Annotated in this window: 13 protein-coding genes; 9 read left to right on the top strand and 4 right to left on the bottom strand. The window is 33.8% G+C overall.

What is annotated here, in order from left to right:
- Positions 1-169 precede the first annotated feature (169 nt).
- From BW929_RS09250 to BW929_RS09240, 3 genes are all read left to right on the top strand, one after another.
- Entirely contained in the window at positions 170-1,897 is a 1,728-nt protein-coding gene (locus BW929_RS09250; protein ID WP_076545204.1) for a putative bifunctional diguanylate cyclase/phosphodiesterase, read from the top strand.
- Positions 1,898-2,004: 107 nt separating this feature from the next.
- The gene (locus tag BW929_RS09245) at positions 2,005-3,531 is read left to right on the top strand and encodes a phosphohexomutase domain-containing protein (protein ID WP_084566156.1); all 1,527 of its coding nucleotides are present in this window, start codon (positions 2,005-2,007) and stop codon (positions 3,529-3,531) included.
- A gap of 74 nt (positions 3,532-3,605) precedes the next feature.
- Positions 3,606-4,562, top strand: coding sequence for an aldo/keto reductase (locus BW929_RS09240; protein WP_076545203.1), 957 nt, complete (start codon positions 3,606-3,608; stop codon positions 4,560-4,562).
- A 77-nt stretch (positions 4,563-4,639) separates the two neighbouring features.
- Here BW929_RS09240 and BW929_RS09235 read toward each other — a convergent pair whose 3' ends face one another.
- Both BW929_RS09235 and BW929_RS15255 read right to left on the bottom strand, forming a co-directional pair.
- A complete protein-coding gene (locus BW929_RS09235; RefSeq protein ID WP_076545202.1) occupies positions 4,640-5,011 on the bottom strand; it encodes a GerW family sporulation protein in 372 nt (123 codons plus the stop codon).
- 5 nt (positions 5,012-5,016) lie between these two features.
- Positions 5,017-5,712 carry a hypothetical protein gene (locus BW929_RS15255; RefSeq protein WP_076545201.1) on the bottom strand — a complete coding sequence of 232 codons (696 nt, stop codon included), beginning with the start codon at positions 5,710-5,712 and terminating at the stop codon, positions 5,017-5,019.
- Positions 5,713-5,878: 166 nt separating this feature from the next.
- Between BW929_RS15255 and BW929_RS09225 the strand changes: the two genes are divergently transcribed.
- The 4 genes from BW929_RS09225 (at position 5,879) to BW929_RS09210 (ending at position 12,034) form a co-directional block, all read left to right on the top strand.
- Complete coding sequence (locus tag BW929_RS09225) at positions 5,879-7,312, top strand: transposase (RefSeq protein WP_076545200.1); 1,434 nt, start codon at positions 5,879-5,881, stop codon at positions 7,310-7,312.
- 379 nt (positions 7,313-7,691) lie between these two features.
- On the top strand, positions 7,692-9,185 hold the full coding sequence (gene thrC / locus BW929_RS09220; RefSeq protein ID WP_076545199.1) for a threonine synthase: 1,494 nt from the start codon (positions 7,692-7,694) through the stop codon (positions 9,183-9,185).
- A gap of 380 nt (positions 9,186-9,565) precedes the next feature.
- On the top strand, positions 9,566-10,075 hold the full coding sequence (locus BW929_RS09215) for a GNAT family N-acetyltransferase (protein ID WP_076545198.1): 510 nt from the start codon (positions 9,566-9,568) through the stop codon (positions 10,073-10,075).
- Between the two features lie 3 nt (positions 10,076-10,078).
- Complete coding sequence (locus BW929_RS09210; RefSeq protein WP_076545197.1) at positions 10,079-12,034, top strand: fructose-1,6-bisphosphatase; 1,956 nt, start codon at positions 10,079-10,081, stop codon at positions 12,032-12,034.
- 59 nt (positions 12,035-12,093) lie between these two features.
- Here the strand turns inward: BW929_RS09210 and lipA are convergent, their stop codons facing one another.
- Positions 12,094-12,969, bottom strand: a complete 876-nt coding sequence (gene lipA, locus BW929_RS09205) for a lipoyl synthase (RefSeq protein WP_076545196.1) — start codon at positions 12,967-12,969, stop codon at positions 12,094-12,096.
- 25 nt (positions 12,970-12,994) lie between these two features.
- Positions 12,995-13,813 (bottom strand): lipoate--protein ligase family protein, encoded by an 819-nt coding sequence (locus tag BW929_RS09200; RefSeq protein ID WP_199505802.1) that lies wholly within the window; start codon positions 13,811-13,813, stop codon positions 12,995-12,997.
- Positions 13,814-14,309: 496 nt separating this feature from the next.
- Here BW929_RS09200 and BW929_RS09195 point away from each other — a divergent pair, with 496 nt between their 5' ends.
- Both BW929_RS09195 and BW929_RS09190 read left to right on the top strand, forming a co-directional pair.
- A complete protein-coding gene (locus BW929_RS09195) occupies positions 14,310-16,424 on the top strand; it encodes a BglG family transcription antiterminator (RefSeq protein ID WP_076545194.1) in 2,115 nt (704 codons plus the stop codon).
- Complete coding sequence (locus BW929_RS09190) at positions 16,425-18,317, top strand: PTS mannitol transporter subunit IICBA (protein WP_076545193.1); 1,893 nt, start codon at positions 16,425-16,427, stop codon at positions 18,315-18,317. It abuts the gene before it with no gap.
- Positions 18,318-18,360 lie beyond the last annotated feature (43 nt).

Genomic DNA, 18,360 nt, shown 5'->3' with positions numbered 1-18,360 from the left:
TTTGTAATATAATATTTTTAGTTTTATCCTCTTTAGAATTTAGTTGTAATATTTTTCTAAAGGGGATTTTTTTATTGGAAAAATTTTATGATTAATTTTTATTGATTTAAAGAGCAGGATTCGATATACTATAACATGTATAATATTAATAATAAAGGTAGGTTAGAAGATGACAAAAAGATCTTTGAGGAGTTTTTTAAAAGATGAAATCAAAGAGATAAAAATCAATAATTATATAAATGATAAACTCCTAATCATTTTAAATGTTTTATATATTTTCTTTGCAATTTTTTTAATACTCAGTAATTCTATAAATTTAAACAATTTTGCACTTTCTGCAGATACACTGCGGGGAATAATTGTCCAGCTACAAATAATTATATTACTTTATTTAACCTTTAATTTTGCTGCGGGAGGTTTTATTTCTGCACTGATTTTAAATGTTTTTTCTGTTTTTTCCTTTGCCACAGTAATGATTATTAAAAAATCAATCTTTCTTTTACCAGCTCTGATCGGGTATTTGACAATCCTGATTATTATGTATTTGATTTTTGATTATCAGCAGGAAATAAATTTAAGAGTCAACCAGTTAAAAAAAGAAAAGAAAAAGCTGCAATATATGGCTTATTATGATAATTTAACAGAAATAGCTAATAGAGAAATGCTAATTGAAAGACTTGACTATCTTTCTTCTATGTCAGAAACTGAAAAAATTAATTATAAATTAATATTTGTGGATTTTAAAAACTTTAAAAAAATTAATGATTCCTGGGGTTATGAAACTGGAGATTATATTTTACAGGAAATAGCTTTTAGACTTCAAAAGTGTCTGGATGAAAATGATCTTCCAGCTCGATTGGGTGGAGACGAATTTGCTGTAATTGTTCAGCGAGAATTGTCCGAAAAAAATTTAAAAAGATATATTAGAAAAATAAAAAGAGAACTTGAAAGACCATACAGATGTGAAGGTAGAGAAATTACTTTAAACAGTAATTTTGGTGTTTCATCTTATCCTAAAGATGGCAAAAACAGTAAAGAAATTATTAGAAGTGCTGATATAGCTATCTATAAGGCTAAAACTAGTATTGATAAAGAAATCGAGTTTTTTGCCAGAAATATGGAAAAAGACGTTGTAGCCGGAGTACAGATGGAAGATTCTCTTAAAAAAGCAATTAAAGATGAAGAATTTCATTTATTATTTCAACCTCAGTATCAAATCGATGGAGAAAAGTTGAGAGGTTTCGAAACATTAATCAGATGGCATTCTCCAGAACAGGGGACAATTAGTCCAGGACGTTTTATTCCGATTGCCGAAAAAACAGGTTTGATTAAAGAGATTGGAGAATGGGTCATAAAAACTTCCATTAATAAATTTAGATCTCTCAATGGTAGATTTAAAGATGAACCGGTTCTCTCAATCAATATTTCTGTTGTTCAGCTAACAGATCCTCATTTTATCGAGCAGATTACAGAAATTATAAGTCAGGAAAAAATTGAAGGATTTAAACTTGAATTTGAAATAACCGAATCACTTTTTATTTCTGATCAGGAATATGTAATTGATGTTTTATATAAATTAAAAGAACTGGGAATTAGTATTGCAATGGATGATTTTGGAACTGGCTATGCTTCTTTGAGTTATTTGCAGCATATTCCACTTGATATTTTAAAGATTGACAAGGTATTTATCGATTTAATTTCTCAAACCCAGGAAAGTGAGAAGATGATGGTCCCTCCAATAATTGAGATGGCTCATCAGTGGGGAATCAGGGTTATTGCGGAAGGTGTGGAAACTGTAGAACAACTTCATTATTTAGAAGACCATAATTGTGATTATTTACAGGGTTTCCTTTTAAATAGACCCTTGAGTGAATATCAGATATCGCGAACTTTTTGATCGTTAATTTTTCTCTTTTGCAGACTTTTTAAGAGCAGATAGGTAGTTAACAAATAAGTTGATCTGACAATCAAGAAAAGAAAAAAAATTAAACTGGAGTGATTATAATGTCAAATATTAACTGGAAAAAATTACTTAGTGGTACTGATGTAAGAGGTAAGGCAATTGCGACCGAAAATGAAGAAGCTAATTTAACTGCAGAAGTGGCAGTGGGAATAGGATTTTCTTTTGTCAGCTGGCTTAAAGATAATTTAGATCAAAAACAGCAGAAGCTTAAAGTAGCAATCGGTCATGACTCCAGGTTGAGTGCCGAAAAGCTTAAAGATGCTCTTGCCTGTGGGATGGAATTGGCGGGAGCCAGAGTTTATAGTACCGGTTTGGCTTCTACTCCTGCAATGTTTATGTCAACTTTATTAGATGGTCATCAGTATGATGGAGCAATAATGATTACAGCCAGCCATTTGCCCTATGATAAAAATGGATTTAAGTTTTTTACTCGTAAGGGAGGGTTGGAAAAAGAAAATGTTATTGAAATTCTTAACCTGGCAGCTGAGAGAGAAAGTGAATTTTTAAACAGTAAAGCTACAAATCCTGAAGAAATAAATGAAATTGATTTAATATCTGATTATGCTGAACATATAAAAAGTATTATTCGCAAAAATCTAAGCCCGAAGGTTGACCAAAAACAACCCCTTGCTGATTTTAAAATTGTAGTGGATGCAGGAAATGGTTCGGGTGGATTTTTTACTGACAAAATTCTTAAAAGTCTGGGTGCGGATACTGAAGGTAGTAAATTTTTGGAGCCTGATGGTAATTTTCCTAATCATGCGCCTAATCCTGAAGATAAAGAGGCAATGCATTCAATTCAGCAGACTGTGCTTGCAAATGAAGCTGATTTAGGAATTATTTTTGATACTGATGTTGATAGAGCAGCGGTAGTAGACAGCAGTGGTCAGGAAATCAACCGGAATAAATTAATAGCACTGGCTGCAGCTATAGTTTTAGAAAAAAATCCAGGTGCAACTATTGTTACCGACTCTGTAACTTCAGTTGGTCTTAAAGATTTTATTGAAAATAAGCTGGGAGGAGTTCACCACCGCTTTAAGAGGGGATATAAAAATGTGATTAATGAAGCCAAAAGGCTGGAAAGTGAAGGTATTAAGGCACCACTTGCTATAGAAACTTCCGGTCATGCAGCTTTTAAAGAAAATTATTTTCTTGATGATGGTGCCTATCTGGTAGCAAAAGTTCTGATTAAAATGGCTAATTTAAAAGCGGAAGAAAGCAGAAAGATCGGGGATCTTATTTCAGAGCTTAGTGAAGCAGAAATTAAAGAGGAATATAGAATGACAATCCAGCTTGATGATTTTAAGGAATATGGACAGCAGATTCTTAGAGATTTAAAAGATTACATTCAGGATATAGATAACTGGGTAATCGCACCTAAAAACTATCAGGGGGTTAGAGTAAACTGTGGTGATAATGACTGGTTTTTATTGAGAATGTCACTGCATGATCCGGTTTTAGTTTTAAATGTTGAATGTGATAAAAAAGAAAGTCTGGATTATATTTTAGAAAAACTAAAGGTGTTTTTGGATAATTACAGCAGTGTGAATGCTGAAACTTTAAAATAATGTCTTTAAAAGTCAATTATTTATTAGTTTAAAATTTAATAGCTTGTAATCAAGATTTTAAGAGGAGGTAAATAATGAAATACAGATATCTTGGAAACTCTAATTTGAAAGTTTCTGCAGTTGGTCTGGGAACCTGGGCTTATGGTAATGACACATTTGGTAAAGTTGAAGATCAGCAGTCGATTAAAGCCATCCGAGCTGCTGTGGAAGCGGGAATTACTTTGATTGATACTGCTCCAGCTTATGGGGCAGGACACGCTGAAAAAGTTGTTGGGAGAGCAATTGAGGGAATAAGAGATAAAGTAGTTATTGCCACAAAGTGCGGAACTCATCGTGATGGCTCAAAATATGTTAGAGATTTAAGTCCAAAAAGAATCAGAAAAGAAATGGAAGCTTCATTGACAAGATTAAATGTAGAACAGATTGATCTTTATCAGATTCACTGGCCGGATCCAGATACTCCTTTAGAAGAAAGTGTTGAAGAACTTTTAAAGTTAAAAAAGGAAGGTAAATTTAAGTATCTGGGTGTCTGTAATTTTGGAATAGAATTGATTGAAGATATTTCTGAAATGACTGATATAATATCACTGCAGCCACAGTACTCGCTTTTAAAAAGGGATGTTGAAGCAGAGATATTACCCTATTTAGTTGAGAATAATTTTGGTTCCTTGAGTTATGGGACTCTTGGAGGCGGTATATTAAGCGGAAAATATCAAGAAAGACCGGAGTTTGAAGATGAAAAAGATAACAGAGCTGGATTTTATCCCTTTTTTAGAGAAGAAAACTGGCCTCAGACTCGAAGTTTAATCAGTTTACTTGAAGAAATTGCTACTGCTCACAATCAATCTCCTGCTCAGGTAGCAATTAACTGGGCAATTAATAGAGCTGGAATAACTACAGCCTTAGTTGGAGCAAAAACTGAAAAGCAGGCCCGAGAAAATGCTGAAGCATCAGATTTTGATTTAACTAAAGCGGAAATGGATGCTCTGGCAGCAGAGTCGGATAATGTCATTAAAAATTTAAATTATTAAGTATTTTAAAGTCCTGAGTTAATTAACTCAGGACTTTAATACAGTTTAATACAGTTAGAATAATTATATTTTATAAATTATTGATCTTTTTCAGCTTCTTCCTTTGTGCTTTCTTTTTTCTCTTTAGCTGCTTCAATTTTTTCAATTAAGGAAGGAACTTTTTCTATTAATTTATCAAGTGAATTTTTATTTTTTACGGGCATCATTTCTACTTCACTGCCTCTAATAACCAGGATTGCATCAGGCGAAATCTTACAGCCAACTCCACCCCCACCGCCGCCCGATTTATCTTCTTCCCCAATACCTCCACCAAGACCAAAGGAAGCAGTTATTATTGGAATTAACTTTACTTCTCCTACCTCAATTATTTCTCCAACAACTGTTTCAGTCTTCAAAAAATTATCAAGTTTATCATACATTTTTTCCATAACTTTTTCAGTACTTTGCATCAAAATCACCCTTTCTTAGAATTTGATTGATATAAACGCCAGAAAATTTTAAGACTTTTTAACGAAAAGATAAACTTTAATATGTGGTAGATAATTTCTCCAGGTCTAATTTTACCCCCGATTGAACCATCTGCCTCAAAAATCACCTCCTGCCAGTTAACTTCAACTTTAATATTCGGATAATCAAACACTTCTTTAAAAGTATAGTAGTAGGCCAGGAAAAGACCATTATAGTAGGGATCCTCAAAAGAGAATAATAAATTTAATTTTAAATAATCTGCTTTTAATATTTTAATTATATCCAGTATAAATTTAAACAAATGACTAAAATTTTCTTTATTTATCAATTTATAATCAAAATTTAAAGATGATTTATTTTTTGGTTTTTTTACTTTATCGTTTTTAGAAACGGCTTGTTTAATTTTAGATCCGGGAAATTTTCTGGCTTGTTTTTCTGTTGATTTTCTTTTGCTGTTTTTATTAAGTTTAATTCTCTTTTTAAAATTTAAAATTTCAATTAATAGTATTTGATTTTTTCCTGTACTACTAAATTTAATTTTTATAAATATTAATAAGAGAGAGAGGCTGTAAGTAAATTTTTGTTGATATTTAAAACTAAAGCTGTAGTAGTAGGGAATAATAAGAAGAATCAATAGAAAGAAAATTAAGAATATTATAAATAAAAATAAAATCTGAATCAATTTTTTCCCTCCTTTACACAATAATATTATATAGTCCTTTGTATAATGTCTAAAGCCCGAAATAACAGGGCTCATGACATAAATTTTTGGTGACTTCCTCCTTAAAATATGGTATAATATAGTTAGAGATACTAAAAATACCACAAACCAAAAGGAGGAAATCATAATGTCTTTTAATTCTAAAAAGCAATTATCTTTCGGTGATCTTTATCAACAGGCCAAAGATTGGGCTCAAAATGACAAGCCTCAATTCCTTGAAATGCTTGATCAATATCTTGATTTATCTGAATTTATTCCTGCCAATTTCTATACTGCTTACTACAAATATTTTGGTAGAAAAAGAGAATATGATCTAGAATCGATGCTTTCTGCATTTATTCTGCAAAAAATACTGGGAATTCCAACTCTTGTGCTCTTAGTTAATATTTTTGCTTTAAGCAGTGACTTAAGAGATTTCTGTGGTTTTAAATCTATTCCTGATATCTCTCAGTTTTCTCGTTTTAAAACAAAGTTTGAAGACCACTTAGAAGATCTTTTCTATCATCTTGTTGATGTTACTGAACCTCTTTGCAGAAAAATTGATCCTCTAAAATCTGATCTTTTTATCTATGACACAACTGGTTTTGAACCCTATGTGACTGAAAACAATCCTAAATACATAAACAATATCATTCGCAGACTTAAAAACATCTACAGAAACGATAAAAATGTTAATATATATGCTTTCGCTTATCAGTCTATGCCTTCTTCTGCTCAGGTTAATCAAGAGATAAAACAGCTCTACATTAACGGCCATTTCTGCTATGTCTACAAAGCAGGTATTGTCACTAATGGGCTTGGAGTTATCCGTCACATCTCCTTTTTTGATGATGAATTTAAAGATAATCACCCTGAAGTACCTGTTGAGAAAAAATCTGACTCACCTGATGAAGACAAATCTATTGGTGACTCAACTTCTTTAAAACCAGTTTTAGAAGATTATTTTAATCTTCATAATCATCATTACTCCACTTTTATTGCTGACTCTGCCTTTGACAGTTATCAGACTTATCCCTTTTTAATTAAGGATTTTGGCTTTGATAAAGCAGTCATTCCACTTAATTCTAGAAATACTAAATCAGATCTACCACAGCCAGAATACAATGAAAATGGCTGGCCTTTATGTCCTAAAGATTCTTCGTTGCCAATGAAACCTAATGGCTGGTGTCGTGGTAAAAACCGCAGCCCCAGATTTAAGTTTGTCTGTCCTAAAATCAATTACAAGGGTGGTAAAAGAAACTGCTACTGTGAAGAACCCTGCACTGACTCCAATTACGGTAGAGTTACCTATACATATCCTGACCAGGATTTAAGAACTTATCCTGGCATCATTAGAGATACAGATGACTGGATAGACCTCTACAAAAAACGGGGAGTTGTTGAACAGACAATTAACTATTTTAAAGATGCCATGGTTACTGGCAATCTAAAAACTCAGAATCTAAAGAGTATTAAAACCGATGTTTTTCTAGCTGGAATCACTCAGCTTTTAACATTGATCTTAGCTGATAAAATGGATAAACCAGAAAATATTAGATCTTTAAGATCACTAATTGCTTAGAATTTAAATCTTTTAATATCTTTTTTAAAAACCTGTATTCATAGGTTTATTTTGTCATGCCTAATTTTATTAGAACATTTTCTTATTTAATTTTTAAATTCTTAAAATTTAATTCAACCCATTAATTACATTTTTTTACTATTTTTTTTGCCTATTTTGCAAACACCTAACAATAATATTATACATAAAAAAACTTGATTTGTATAGTGATTTTTCTAACATGTTTTGCGGTTAGATGTGATAAAAATCTATTTTTAGTAATTTAATTATTTAAAAAGAAATCTGTTATTTAATAGACATCAACTGTTACTTTCGATATAATAATTTATAGTTATTAAATAATCAGTATTAAGAATAAATTTTAGTGGAGGTAGAGAGTATGGAGTATATTAGTACTAGAGAAAATTACAGAAGTGTGAGTTCAGCAGAAGCCATCAGTCTGGGGATGGTTCCCGCAGGAGGTCTTTTTGTTCCTGAAAAAATACCAGAGTTAAATTTAGATCAAATTCTGGCAAAAAGGGATGCAAATTATCAGGAGCTCGCCAGCTGGGTTTTTGATAAATTTTTAACTGATTTTAGTAAAAAAGAAATTAAAGAAGCTGTTGAGGCCGCTTATAAAGAAGAAAGTTTTCCACCTGCTGCTAAAACACCACTTGTTAAGTTAAATAGTAATACTTTTATTCTGGAGCTCTGGCACGGGCCGACTGCAGCATTTAAGGATATGGCTCTGCAGATCCTGCCCCAGCTGCTGGTCCGCTCAGTTAAAAAATTAGGAGTAAAAAAAGAAATAGTAATTCTGGTTGCAACATCTGGAGACACAGGTAAGGCTGCTCTGGAGGGTTTTAAGGATGTTGAAGGAGTAAAAATAATTGTTTTTTATCCTGAGACTGGTGTCAGCAGAGTCCAGGAAGATCAGATGAAAACAACTGGAGGCAGCAACACAGAAGTAGTTTCTTTAAAAGGTAATTTTGATGACTGTCAGACTGCAGTAAAAAATATTTTTGCAGACCAGGATTTTAAAAAGAAGCTGGAAGCTAATAATTATCAATTTTCTTCAGCTAATTCGATTAACTGGGGTAGACTTTTACCACAAATAGTATATTACTTTAAAGCCTATTTTGATCTTTTAAATAAAACTGAAATTAAGGCTGGCGAAGAAATTAATATTGCTGTTCCAACTGGTAATTTTGGTAATATACTGGCAGCATACTATGCTTATCGGATGGGACTGCCAGTTAATAAATTTATCTGTGCTTCCAATGACAATAAAGTGCTGACAGATTTTTTAGAAACAGGCCTCTATGATACTGAACGTGAATTCAAAAAAACAATTAGTCCATCAATGGATATATTAATTTCATCCAATTTGGAGCGCTTTCTTTTTGAGATAACCGGCCATGATAGTGACAGAATCAATCAGTGGTATCAAAAGTTGCAGCAGGAAAACAAATTTGAAATAGACCGAGAAACTCTGTCAGCAATAAAAGATTTATTTGTTGGTCAGTATTCCACTGAAGATGAAGCCCGAAAAACAATTCGTAATGTTTTTCAGAAGTTTAATTATTTAATTGATCCTCATACAGCTGTAGGAATAAACTCTCTGGTTAAGTATCGTAGTCAGAGTGCTGACCAGAAAAATGCTGTTGTTGACTCTACTGCCAGCCCTTATAAATTTAGCAGAGCAGTTCTGGAATCATTAAAAGAAAAAGATATTGTTAAGGATGAGTACCGAATAATTGAGGAACTGGAACAATTAACTTCAACAAAAATTCATCGTGGACTTGAGGGTCTGGAAACAATGGAGATCAAACATCAGCAAAATTGCAAAAAAGATGAGGTAAAAGCAAAAATAGCAGAGATTTTAAATATCTAATTAACTGGATTGGTGGTCCGGTAATTACAATCTATGGGGTTCTGGCTGGACATTTAAATAGTGCTGGTAATACGCAATCTGCTTTATTCGGTAATCTTTTTTCTCAAAAGTTGATAAAACTTGGTTTGAGCTATCTGCTCGGGGTCTATTTTAAGCTTGGTCTTCTGGGGTTTTTATTGCACTTCCTGCTGATTTTTTGGGAAGAGCTCTCTGGGTTAGCCGCAAATATCTGAGTGATGACTGGATTGAAGAAGTCAATTTTATGATTTCTGAAAGAAGAAGTCAGAATAATAATCCATAATTTTAAAATAAAAAAAGAATAAGCAGGCAATTATTACATATTGCAGTCAGGTTAAATTTTGAAAGGAGAGCTATAAAAAATGGATTTTGTTAAAGCTGAGATCAAAGAAATACCTGATATTATGAATATCATTAAAAATGCCCAAAAATATCTAGAAGAGGAGGGGATAGATCAGTGGCAGAACAATTATCCTAATCCAGAGACTTTAGTAAATGATATTAATAATCAAAATTCATATTTAATTAAAAAGGAGAACAAAATAATTGCTACCGCTGCAATTATTTTCGGAGAAGATCCTACTTATAATTTAATTGAAAACGGGGAATGGATTTCTAAAGGTCTATATGGGGTGATCCATCGAGCAGCAGTTGCACCAGAGTATAGAGGTCGGGGGATTATTTCTCTAATTTTTAAAAAAACATTTCAAATGGGGTTAGATCTTGGGGCCAAAAGTATTCGCATTGACACTCATCAGGATAATAGTTCTATGCAGCGGGCAGTAAAAAAAGCAGGTTTTAAATACTGTGGCATTATTTATACTAAAGATGGTAGTAAAAGACTGGCTTACGAAAGATTAATTGGGAGGTAGTTGATGAAAGATTTAAAATATTTACAGCTTTTAGCAGATCAATTTCCAAATATACCGGCTGTCAGCACAGAAATTATAAATTTAAAAGCGATTTTAAATTTGCCAAAAAGTACCGAACATTTTTTAACTGATTTACACGGAGAAGCTGAGGCATTTAAGTATATGCTGAAAACTGCCTCAGGAGTAATTGAGTATAAGATTGATCAGATTTTTTCTGACAGTTTAACCGATACAGAAAAAAGAGAATTAGCTACATTAATATTTTATCCTAAATCAAAGATGAAAGAACTGCATGCACGAGGAGGAATTCCACCTGAGTGGTATAAAGAGGCCCTGGATTATATGGTCAGAATTTCTCAGGAAGTTTCTTCAATTTATACTCGCTCTAAGGTGCGAAAGGCTCTGCCGGAAGAATTTGCTTATATTATTGAAGAGCTTTTACATATAAAAAAAGGCGATCCCAATAAAAAAGACTATAAGGATCAGATTTTAACAACAATTATCGAAATCGATCAGGCAGAAAATTTTATTATATCTCTTTCTGAATTAATACAGAGTTTTGCAGTTGATAAACTGCACATTATTGGTGATATTTTTGACCGTGGTCCGGCACCTGATGTGATTATGAATGTTTTAAAAAATCACCATAATGTTGATATTCAGTGGGGAAATCACGATATCCTTTGGATGGGAGCAGCTCTGGGTCAGAAATCTTTAATTGCTACTGCTTTAAGAATTGCACTTCGCTATGGTAATCTTGAGTTTTTAGAAGAGGGTTATGGAATTAACATGAGGCCCCTGGCCAGATTCGCCATGAGTAACTATCAAAAAGTTAATTCGGAAATTTTTAAACCTAAGTTAATTGAACGAGAGCTGGATCAGGATGAAATAAATATAATGACCCAGATGCATAAGGCAATTGCTGTTATTCAATTTAAACTGGAAGGACAGCTGATAAAAAAGAGGCCTGAATTTAAAATGAATGAGGCTTTATATTTAGAAAAAATTGACTATCAAAAAGGTATTATTGTTCTTAATGGCAAAGAGTATAAATTAACTGATTCTGATTTTCCAACTATTGATCCCCAGGATCCCTATCGCTTGAGCAGCTGGGAGGAAGAGGTTATAGAACAGCTTCGTTATTCATTTAGAAATAATGATCGATTGAAAGCTGACATACGTTTTCTTTTTAATAATGGCAATATGTACAGAAAATATAATGGTAATTTGCTTTTTCATGGCTGCCTGCCGATGAATGAAGAGGGCAGCTTTTCTGCAATCGAAGTTGAGGGCAAGAAATACAGTGGAAAAAATCTAATGGATTTTTTCGATGATGTTATTCGGCGCAGTTATTCTAATCCGGACAGTAATCATAATTTTAAAGACTGGCTCTGGTACCTCTGGCGGGGTGAGCTGTCCCCATTATTTGGTAAAGAGAAAATGACAACTTTTCTCCGCTACTTTACTGAGGAAGATAAATCGGAGCTTTATCTGGAAAAGAAAAACCCTTACTATCAGGCCAGAGAGAAAGAATATATCTGCAAAAAGATTTTGGCTGAGTTTGGACTTAATCCGGAAACCGGACATATTATTAATGGTCATACTCCGGTAGCAGAAAAAAAGGGAGAAAGTCCAATTAAGGGAAATGGAAGACTATTAGTAATTGATGGCGGTATTTCTGCAGCCTACCATGAAAAAACTGGAATAGCAGGCTATACCTTAACTTATAGTAATACTAAAATGCGGTTGATATCTCATGAACCTTTTATTAGCAAAAAAAATGCCCTGCATAAAGATAGCAGGGACACAATTTCAGCAACAGATGTATTGAGATTTGAGAAACCACAAAAAATAGCTGATACAGATATTGGTAAAAAGCTGGGAGAAGATGTCAAGTATTTAATGCAGCTTCTTACCGCCTATCAGGATGGAATCATCAAGGAAAAATACCCTGGTTAAAATTTTTAAATTACTGTTAAAGTTACTATAGCTTTAGAGATTTATTGCTTTTTAAATATTTAAGAATTTAAATTTTCATAAGTTTCTTCAGCTAAATAAGAACTTCGCACATGAGGACCGGAGGAAACTGATTTAAAGCCAAGTTTAAGAGCTTTTTCTTTAAATTCTTCAAATTGCTCCGGTCTTATATATTCTGCTACTTCAATATTTTTATTTGTAGGTTGAAGATATTGTCCCATCGTTAATATTTCCACCCCAGCTGCCAGCAGATCTTTCCAGACTGCAGTAAGTTCTTCTTCACTTTCTCCAAGCCCAAGCATCATACCTGATTTAATTATTATTTCTGAATCTCTTTCCGCTACCGTATTTAAAACAGTTAGTGACTGCTGATAATCCGCCTGTGGTCTTACCTTTTGATAAAGGGCAGGTACAGTTTCTACGTTATGATTAAAAATTTCAGGTTTTGCCTTAATAATTTTGTCTAAAGCAGCCTGATTATTGTTAAAATCAGGAGTTAATACTTCTACAGAAACTGACGGTGTTCTTTCTCTAATAGCATTAATTACTCTTACAAACTGTTCTGCACCACCATCTTCAAGGTCATCACGGGTTACTGAAGTAATAACAGCGTGTTTAAGCTTTAGTTTTGCAACAGCTTCTGCCACTCTAGCAGCTTCCTTAAGGTCAACAGCTTCCGGTTTATGATGAGTTACAGAACAGAAACGGCAGTTGCGAGTACAGTACTGGCCCAGAATCATAAAAGTAGCTGTTTTTTTGCTGTAACATTCACCAATGTTAGGACAGCGGGCATTCTGACAGACTGTATTTAATTCTAAATTTTTAAGCATATTGCGGGTTGCCAGCATCCCTTTCTGCAGAGGATCTTTTTGACGCAACCAGCTCGGTAATCTTTTGCGAGCATTTTTATTTATCATTATATTACCACCTTTCAGGATTAATTTATCTCTTATAGGTCCACTTTTTACTTTTATATTTTTCTTCAGCCAGTTTTAAAGCCAGTTTTTTTTCTGATTCAGTTAATTTATCTTTTTCTAAATTGATTTCCAGTGCCTGCTCCAGTCCCTGAGCTAAAGCTCTTTTTAGTTTTTTTTCAGAGAAATAATATCCGGCTTTTTTCAATGAGGTTGATTTAGCTGCAAACACTCTCCGGGCTTTTTCTCGCTGTCTTTCAGAATCATAATTTAAAAATTTAAAAATTTTATCTGCTTCAATTTCAAGTGGAAGAGAGCCATGCTGCAAAATTGTATTATTCTTTCTCCTTTGAGCACTTCCAATCAACTTTTTATTATTTAAAATCACTTCATACCAGGATGGAGCATCAAAACAGGCAGCAGAATGACCACGTGGGGCTTTTTGTCCCTTTTCAACAGCTTTTAACTCTGCCTCAATTCCCAGCTGATTTAAGCCAGCAACAAGACCTCTGCTAATCTGCTGATAACTTTTTTCTATAGAATCAGCCAGCAGTTTATAATCTTCTCTAATTACAATACTATAGGTGAGTTCTCTATCATGTAAAATTGCCCTACCCCCAGTTAAGCGCCGGACAAGATCGATTCCTTGCTGCTGACATTTCTCAAAATTAACTTCTTTTCTAGCCTGCTGAAAATAGCCCAACGAAAGAGCAGCAGGTTTCCAACCATAAAAACGTAAAGTGGGAGGAGTTTCACCCTGACTGTGGATTTTCATGATCGCTTCATCAACTGCCATATTATAGTAGGCATCGTTTTTGTTCTCAATTATAAGCCGCCATTTATGCAAAGTCATCACTCCATTATTGAATTCTTACTCTATTTTATTTATCGCTAATTAATATATTCTATTTAAAATATAGAGGTCCTTTTTTTATTTTATCCTTTTATGTACATGTACATGTGCCTGGCACTTGTCATATTATGTATATATTTATCGAAAGATCCTGTTTTTAGGTCTTTTTCAGCATAGTTTAACAAAAATCGGGTGGTACACGGCACCTGGATGTAAATAAGACAAAATTAAAGATTATAAATTCTGTCATTTATAAAAGCTGCCAGAACTATTTTTCTTTTCCTTGTAATTTAAGTCTTAAGAGAATAAAATTAAATTAGAAATTGAGAAAAGCTATAAAATAAATCTGCATTTAAGTGACATAATTTAATAAGAATGGCATAAGCTTATAATCTGCTTTTTCTTAATTTGAACTATTTCAACATAGTTTGACAAAAATCGGGTGGTACACGGTACCTGAACAGGAATTTTGGCCAAAGGAGTATCAGTTATGAAAATTAGTTCTAGAACTAAAAAGATTATTAAGATCTTAATTAAAAATGAGGATTACATTGTGACTGAGAAAATTGCAGAAAGGTTAGATGTCAGCTCCAGAACGGTTTTGAGAGAACTCAAAAAAGTAGAAAAATGGTTGAGAAGTAATGATATTAAATTGGAAAAGAAAAAAGGTACAGGGATTCGCCTGGACTGTTTGCCAGCTGATAAAACCAGAATTGCAGAACTGCTGGAGTTTGAGGCTGTTGACAGACATTTTACACCTGAAGAAAGAAAAATGATTATTCTTTCCGAGCTTTTAAGAGATCAGAGGCCCAATAAACTTTATACTTTTACCAGGATTTGTAATGTCTCTGAGGCAACAATCAGTCACGATTTAGATGAAATTGAAGGTTGGCTTAAAGAATATCAGATCAAACTGGTCAGAAAGCCAGGATTGGGAGTTTTTCTACAGGGTAAGGAGAGGGAGATCAGAAAGGCAAGTATTAATCTGCTCTATCAGAATTTCAATTTGGAAGAAATTTTACTGATGCTTCAGGATAAGTATTCTGAGCCAGAAAAAAAACTGAGAAAAAATATATCAAAAAATAGGCTCTTAAATCTAATTGGACTTGATACAATTAATTTATTAGATGAATATATCAAAAAACTAGAAAACAAAATGAGTTATCAGCTTGCTGATGATGCCTATGCTGCACTGATGGTACACCTGGCAATTGCTTTAAAGAGGATTAAGGATGGTGAACAAATAACTATTAATCCAGAGATACTGGATAATTTAAAAGGGAAAAAGGAATTTCTAATAGCCAGCGAACTTGTTTCTTCAATCGCAGAGGCCTTTAAAGTAGAAATACCGGAAGCAGAAATCGCTTATGTGACAATGCATTTAATGGGGAGTAAAGGTCGTGGTGGAATTTATAATGACGAAATTTCGATGACCGAAGATTACCATCTGGTTAATATAACAAGAAAAATGATTGAAAAAGCGGAAATAGAGCTTGGAATCTATCTTGAAGATGATGAAGAACTTTTAATTGGGCTGGTCCGGCACCTTGAGCCAACAATTAATCGGATTAAGCTGGAGTTAGATATTCGAAATCCTCTTTTAGAGGAAATAAAAGAAAAATATGCTGAGTTATTTGAAGTTTCAAAAAAATGTGCAGCTATTCTGGCCGAAAAAGAAAAAATTGAAGTTCCTGATTCTGAGGCAGCCTATATTGCAATGCATCTTGGTTCTGCTGTGGAAAGAAAGAGGAAGCCACAGCAAAAATATAGAGCAGCAGTTGCCTGTACAAGCGGCATCGGTGCCTCCAGGCTCTTGGCATCCAGACTAAGCAAAGAATTTAAAAATATAGAAGTAACATCTTTAATTTCAACCTTAGATTTTGACAGGCAGGAAATTGAAAATTTGAATCTTGATCTTATTATTTCGACAGTTGCAATCCCTGAGAGTACAGTTCCGGTAATTGTTGTTAATCCTCTCTTAAATGAAAAGCAGCAGCAGGAAATTAGCGATTTTCTCCTCAAAAACAGGGCTAAAAGCCGGAGAAGGAATAATAAAATTACTTTAAAAGAAAAACTGGAAATGATTAATAATTACAATCAGGGAATACTGGAGGTTTTAAATAACTTTCAGTTAAAAAGTAATTATCAATTTCAAAATATAGAAAAATTAATTGAAGATGCTGCAGCTATCCTGGCCGAAAAACCAGCCAAAAGAAATAAAGTTAAAATGGATTTGAATTTAAGAGAAGAAAAGGGAAGTACAGTTTTAAAACATAATCGGATCATGCTGCTCCACTGCCAGAGCAGTGCAGTTAATGAATTATATTTTGCAGTTATTCGACCTGAGAAAAGCTTTGAACTTGAGGCTGAAAATGAAGATAAAACAGCAATAAATCTTGTTGTTTTAATGGCTGCCCCTCTTAAGGGAAGTACTCAGGGCAGAGAAGTTTTAAGTGAAATCAGTCATTTATTAATTGAAAATCAAAATTTTATCGATGCTGTTAATAGCGGCAGTAGGGAAGAAATTTATTATGGACTGGCAGAACATTTTGATTATTTTTTACAACAAAAAAGTACAGTTCAATATCACAAGGAGGAAAATTAAATGCAGAAAAGTAGTTTTCAGAATAAGGTGCAGAATTTTGGTCGTTTTTTAAGTGGGATGGTAATGCCTAATATTGGTGCTTTTATTGCCTGGGGTTTAATTACGGCCTTTTTTATTCCAACAGGCTGGATTCCAAATGAAGGACTGGCAAGTTTAGTTGGTCCTATGATAACCTATATGCTGCCTGTCTTGATAGCTTTTACTGGTGGGCAGATGGTAGCTGGTAAAAGAGGTGGTGTAATAGGTGTTATTGCTACAATGGGAGTTATTGTTGGTACTGATATTCCAATGTTTATTGGGGCAATGATTTTAGGTCCTTTTGGAGGCTGGGTTATTAAACATATTGATCAGCAGTTTGAAGGAAAGATAAAACCTGGTTTTGAAATGCTGATTAATAACTTTACAGCCGGTATTGTTGGTGGTCTGCTTGCAATCTTTGCTTATCAAATTATTGGTCCTGTTGTAAGCAACTTAAATGAAGTCTTACGGGTAGGAGTAGAATTTTTTGTAAATCGTGGTCTTTTACCTCTGGCTTCAATCTTTATTGAGCCTGCAAAAATTTTATTTTTAAATAATGCAATCAACCATGGTATTTTAAGTCCCTTAGGAGTTCAGCAGGTAGAAGAAGCGGGTAAGTCAATCTTTTTTATGCTGGAAACAAATCCTGGTCCCGGACTTGGAATTCTTTTAGCTTACTGGATTTTCTCGGCGGAGGGAATGGTAAAAGAGTCTGCACCTGGTGCAATAATAATTCACTTTTTTGGTGGAATTCACGAAATATATTTTCCTTATGTTTTAATGAAGCCTTCTCTTTTATTAGCAGTTATAGGTGGTGGAGCCAGCGGGATCTTTACTTTCAGACTATTTAACACTGGTCTTGTAGCAACACCTTCTCCTGGTAGTATTTTTGCCTATCTGGCAATGACACCAAGAGGAAATTATCTAGGTGTATTTGCCGGAATATTAGCTGCTACAGCAGTATCATTTGTAATAGCCTCTGTTTTAATTAAAAGGTCTGTTGCCCGCGGAGATACTATGGAGTTTGAATCAGCCCAGTCTAGGGTAAGAGAGCAAAAGGGTAGAGATTTACACATGGATAAAGCTAATAAAAAGTTAAGTGCCTCAGAAGTAAGTAAAATTGTTTTTGCCTGTGATGCAGGTATGGGTTCCAGTGCAATGGGAGCAGGAAGACTGCGTAAGAAGATAAAAGCAGCCGGACTGGATATTGAAGTTGTCAATAAGGCAATTGATGAAATCCCTCAGGATGCTCAGATAGTAATTACTCATCAGAATTTAACTGAACGAGCAAAACAGAAAGCACCTCAGGCTGAACATATTTCAATACAGGACTTTCTGCAGACTCCTGTTTATGATCAGCTAGTAGAAAGACTGCAGGCAGGAGAAGATGATCAAAAAAAGCAGAGTAAAGCAGTAGAAAAAAAAGAAGCTCAGTCTGCTGCTTTCGTCAATCAAGAAATTTTAAAAAAAGAAAATATAAAACTGGGTTTAGACAGTGTCAAAAGAACTGAGGCTATTAAAATGGCAGGTCAGCTTCTTGTTGACAGCGGTTATGTTGACCAGGATTATGTTAATGCAATGCTGGATCGAGAAGAAGAAATGTCAACATATATTGGTCAGGGGGTTGCAATACCTCATGGTGTGGGAAGTGCTAAAAAGAAAATTAAAAAGACTGGAATTTCAATTTTGCAGTTTCCGGAAGGAGTAAATTTTGAAGGTGAGACAGTCTATCTGGTAATTGCAATTGCAGGTGTAGGTAATGAACATCTCAAGATTCTGGCTAATTTATCGGAATTAATAGAAGAAAATACCACAGCTGAAAAATTAAGAACTACAGATGATATTGACTATATCTACGAAGAATTTACACTTTAAAAATATTAATAAATAAGCAGGCTCCCCTGTTTAGAATGTCTTT

This window comes from Halanaerobium kushneri, assembly GCF_900156285.1.
Taxonomy (GTDB): Bacteria; Bacillota; Halanaerobiia; order Halanaerobiales; family Halanaerobiaceae; genus Halanaerobium; species Halanaerobium kushneri.
Note: the sequence above shows the minus strand (reverse complement) of the source record. Positions and strands in the feature narration are given on the sequence as shown.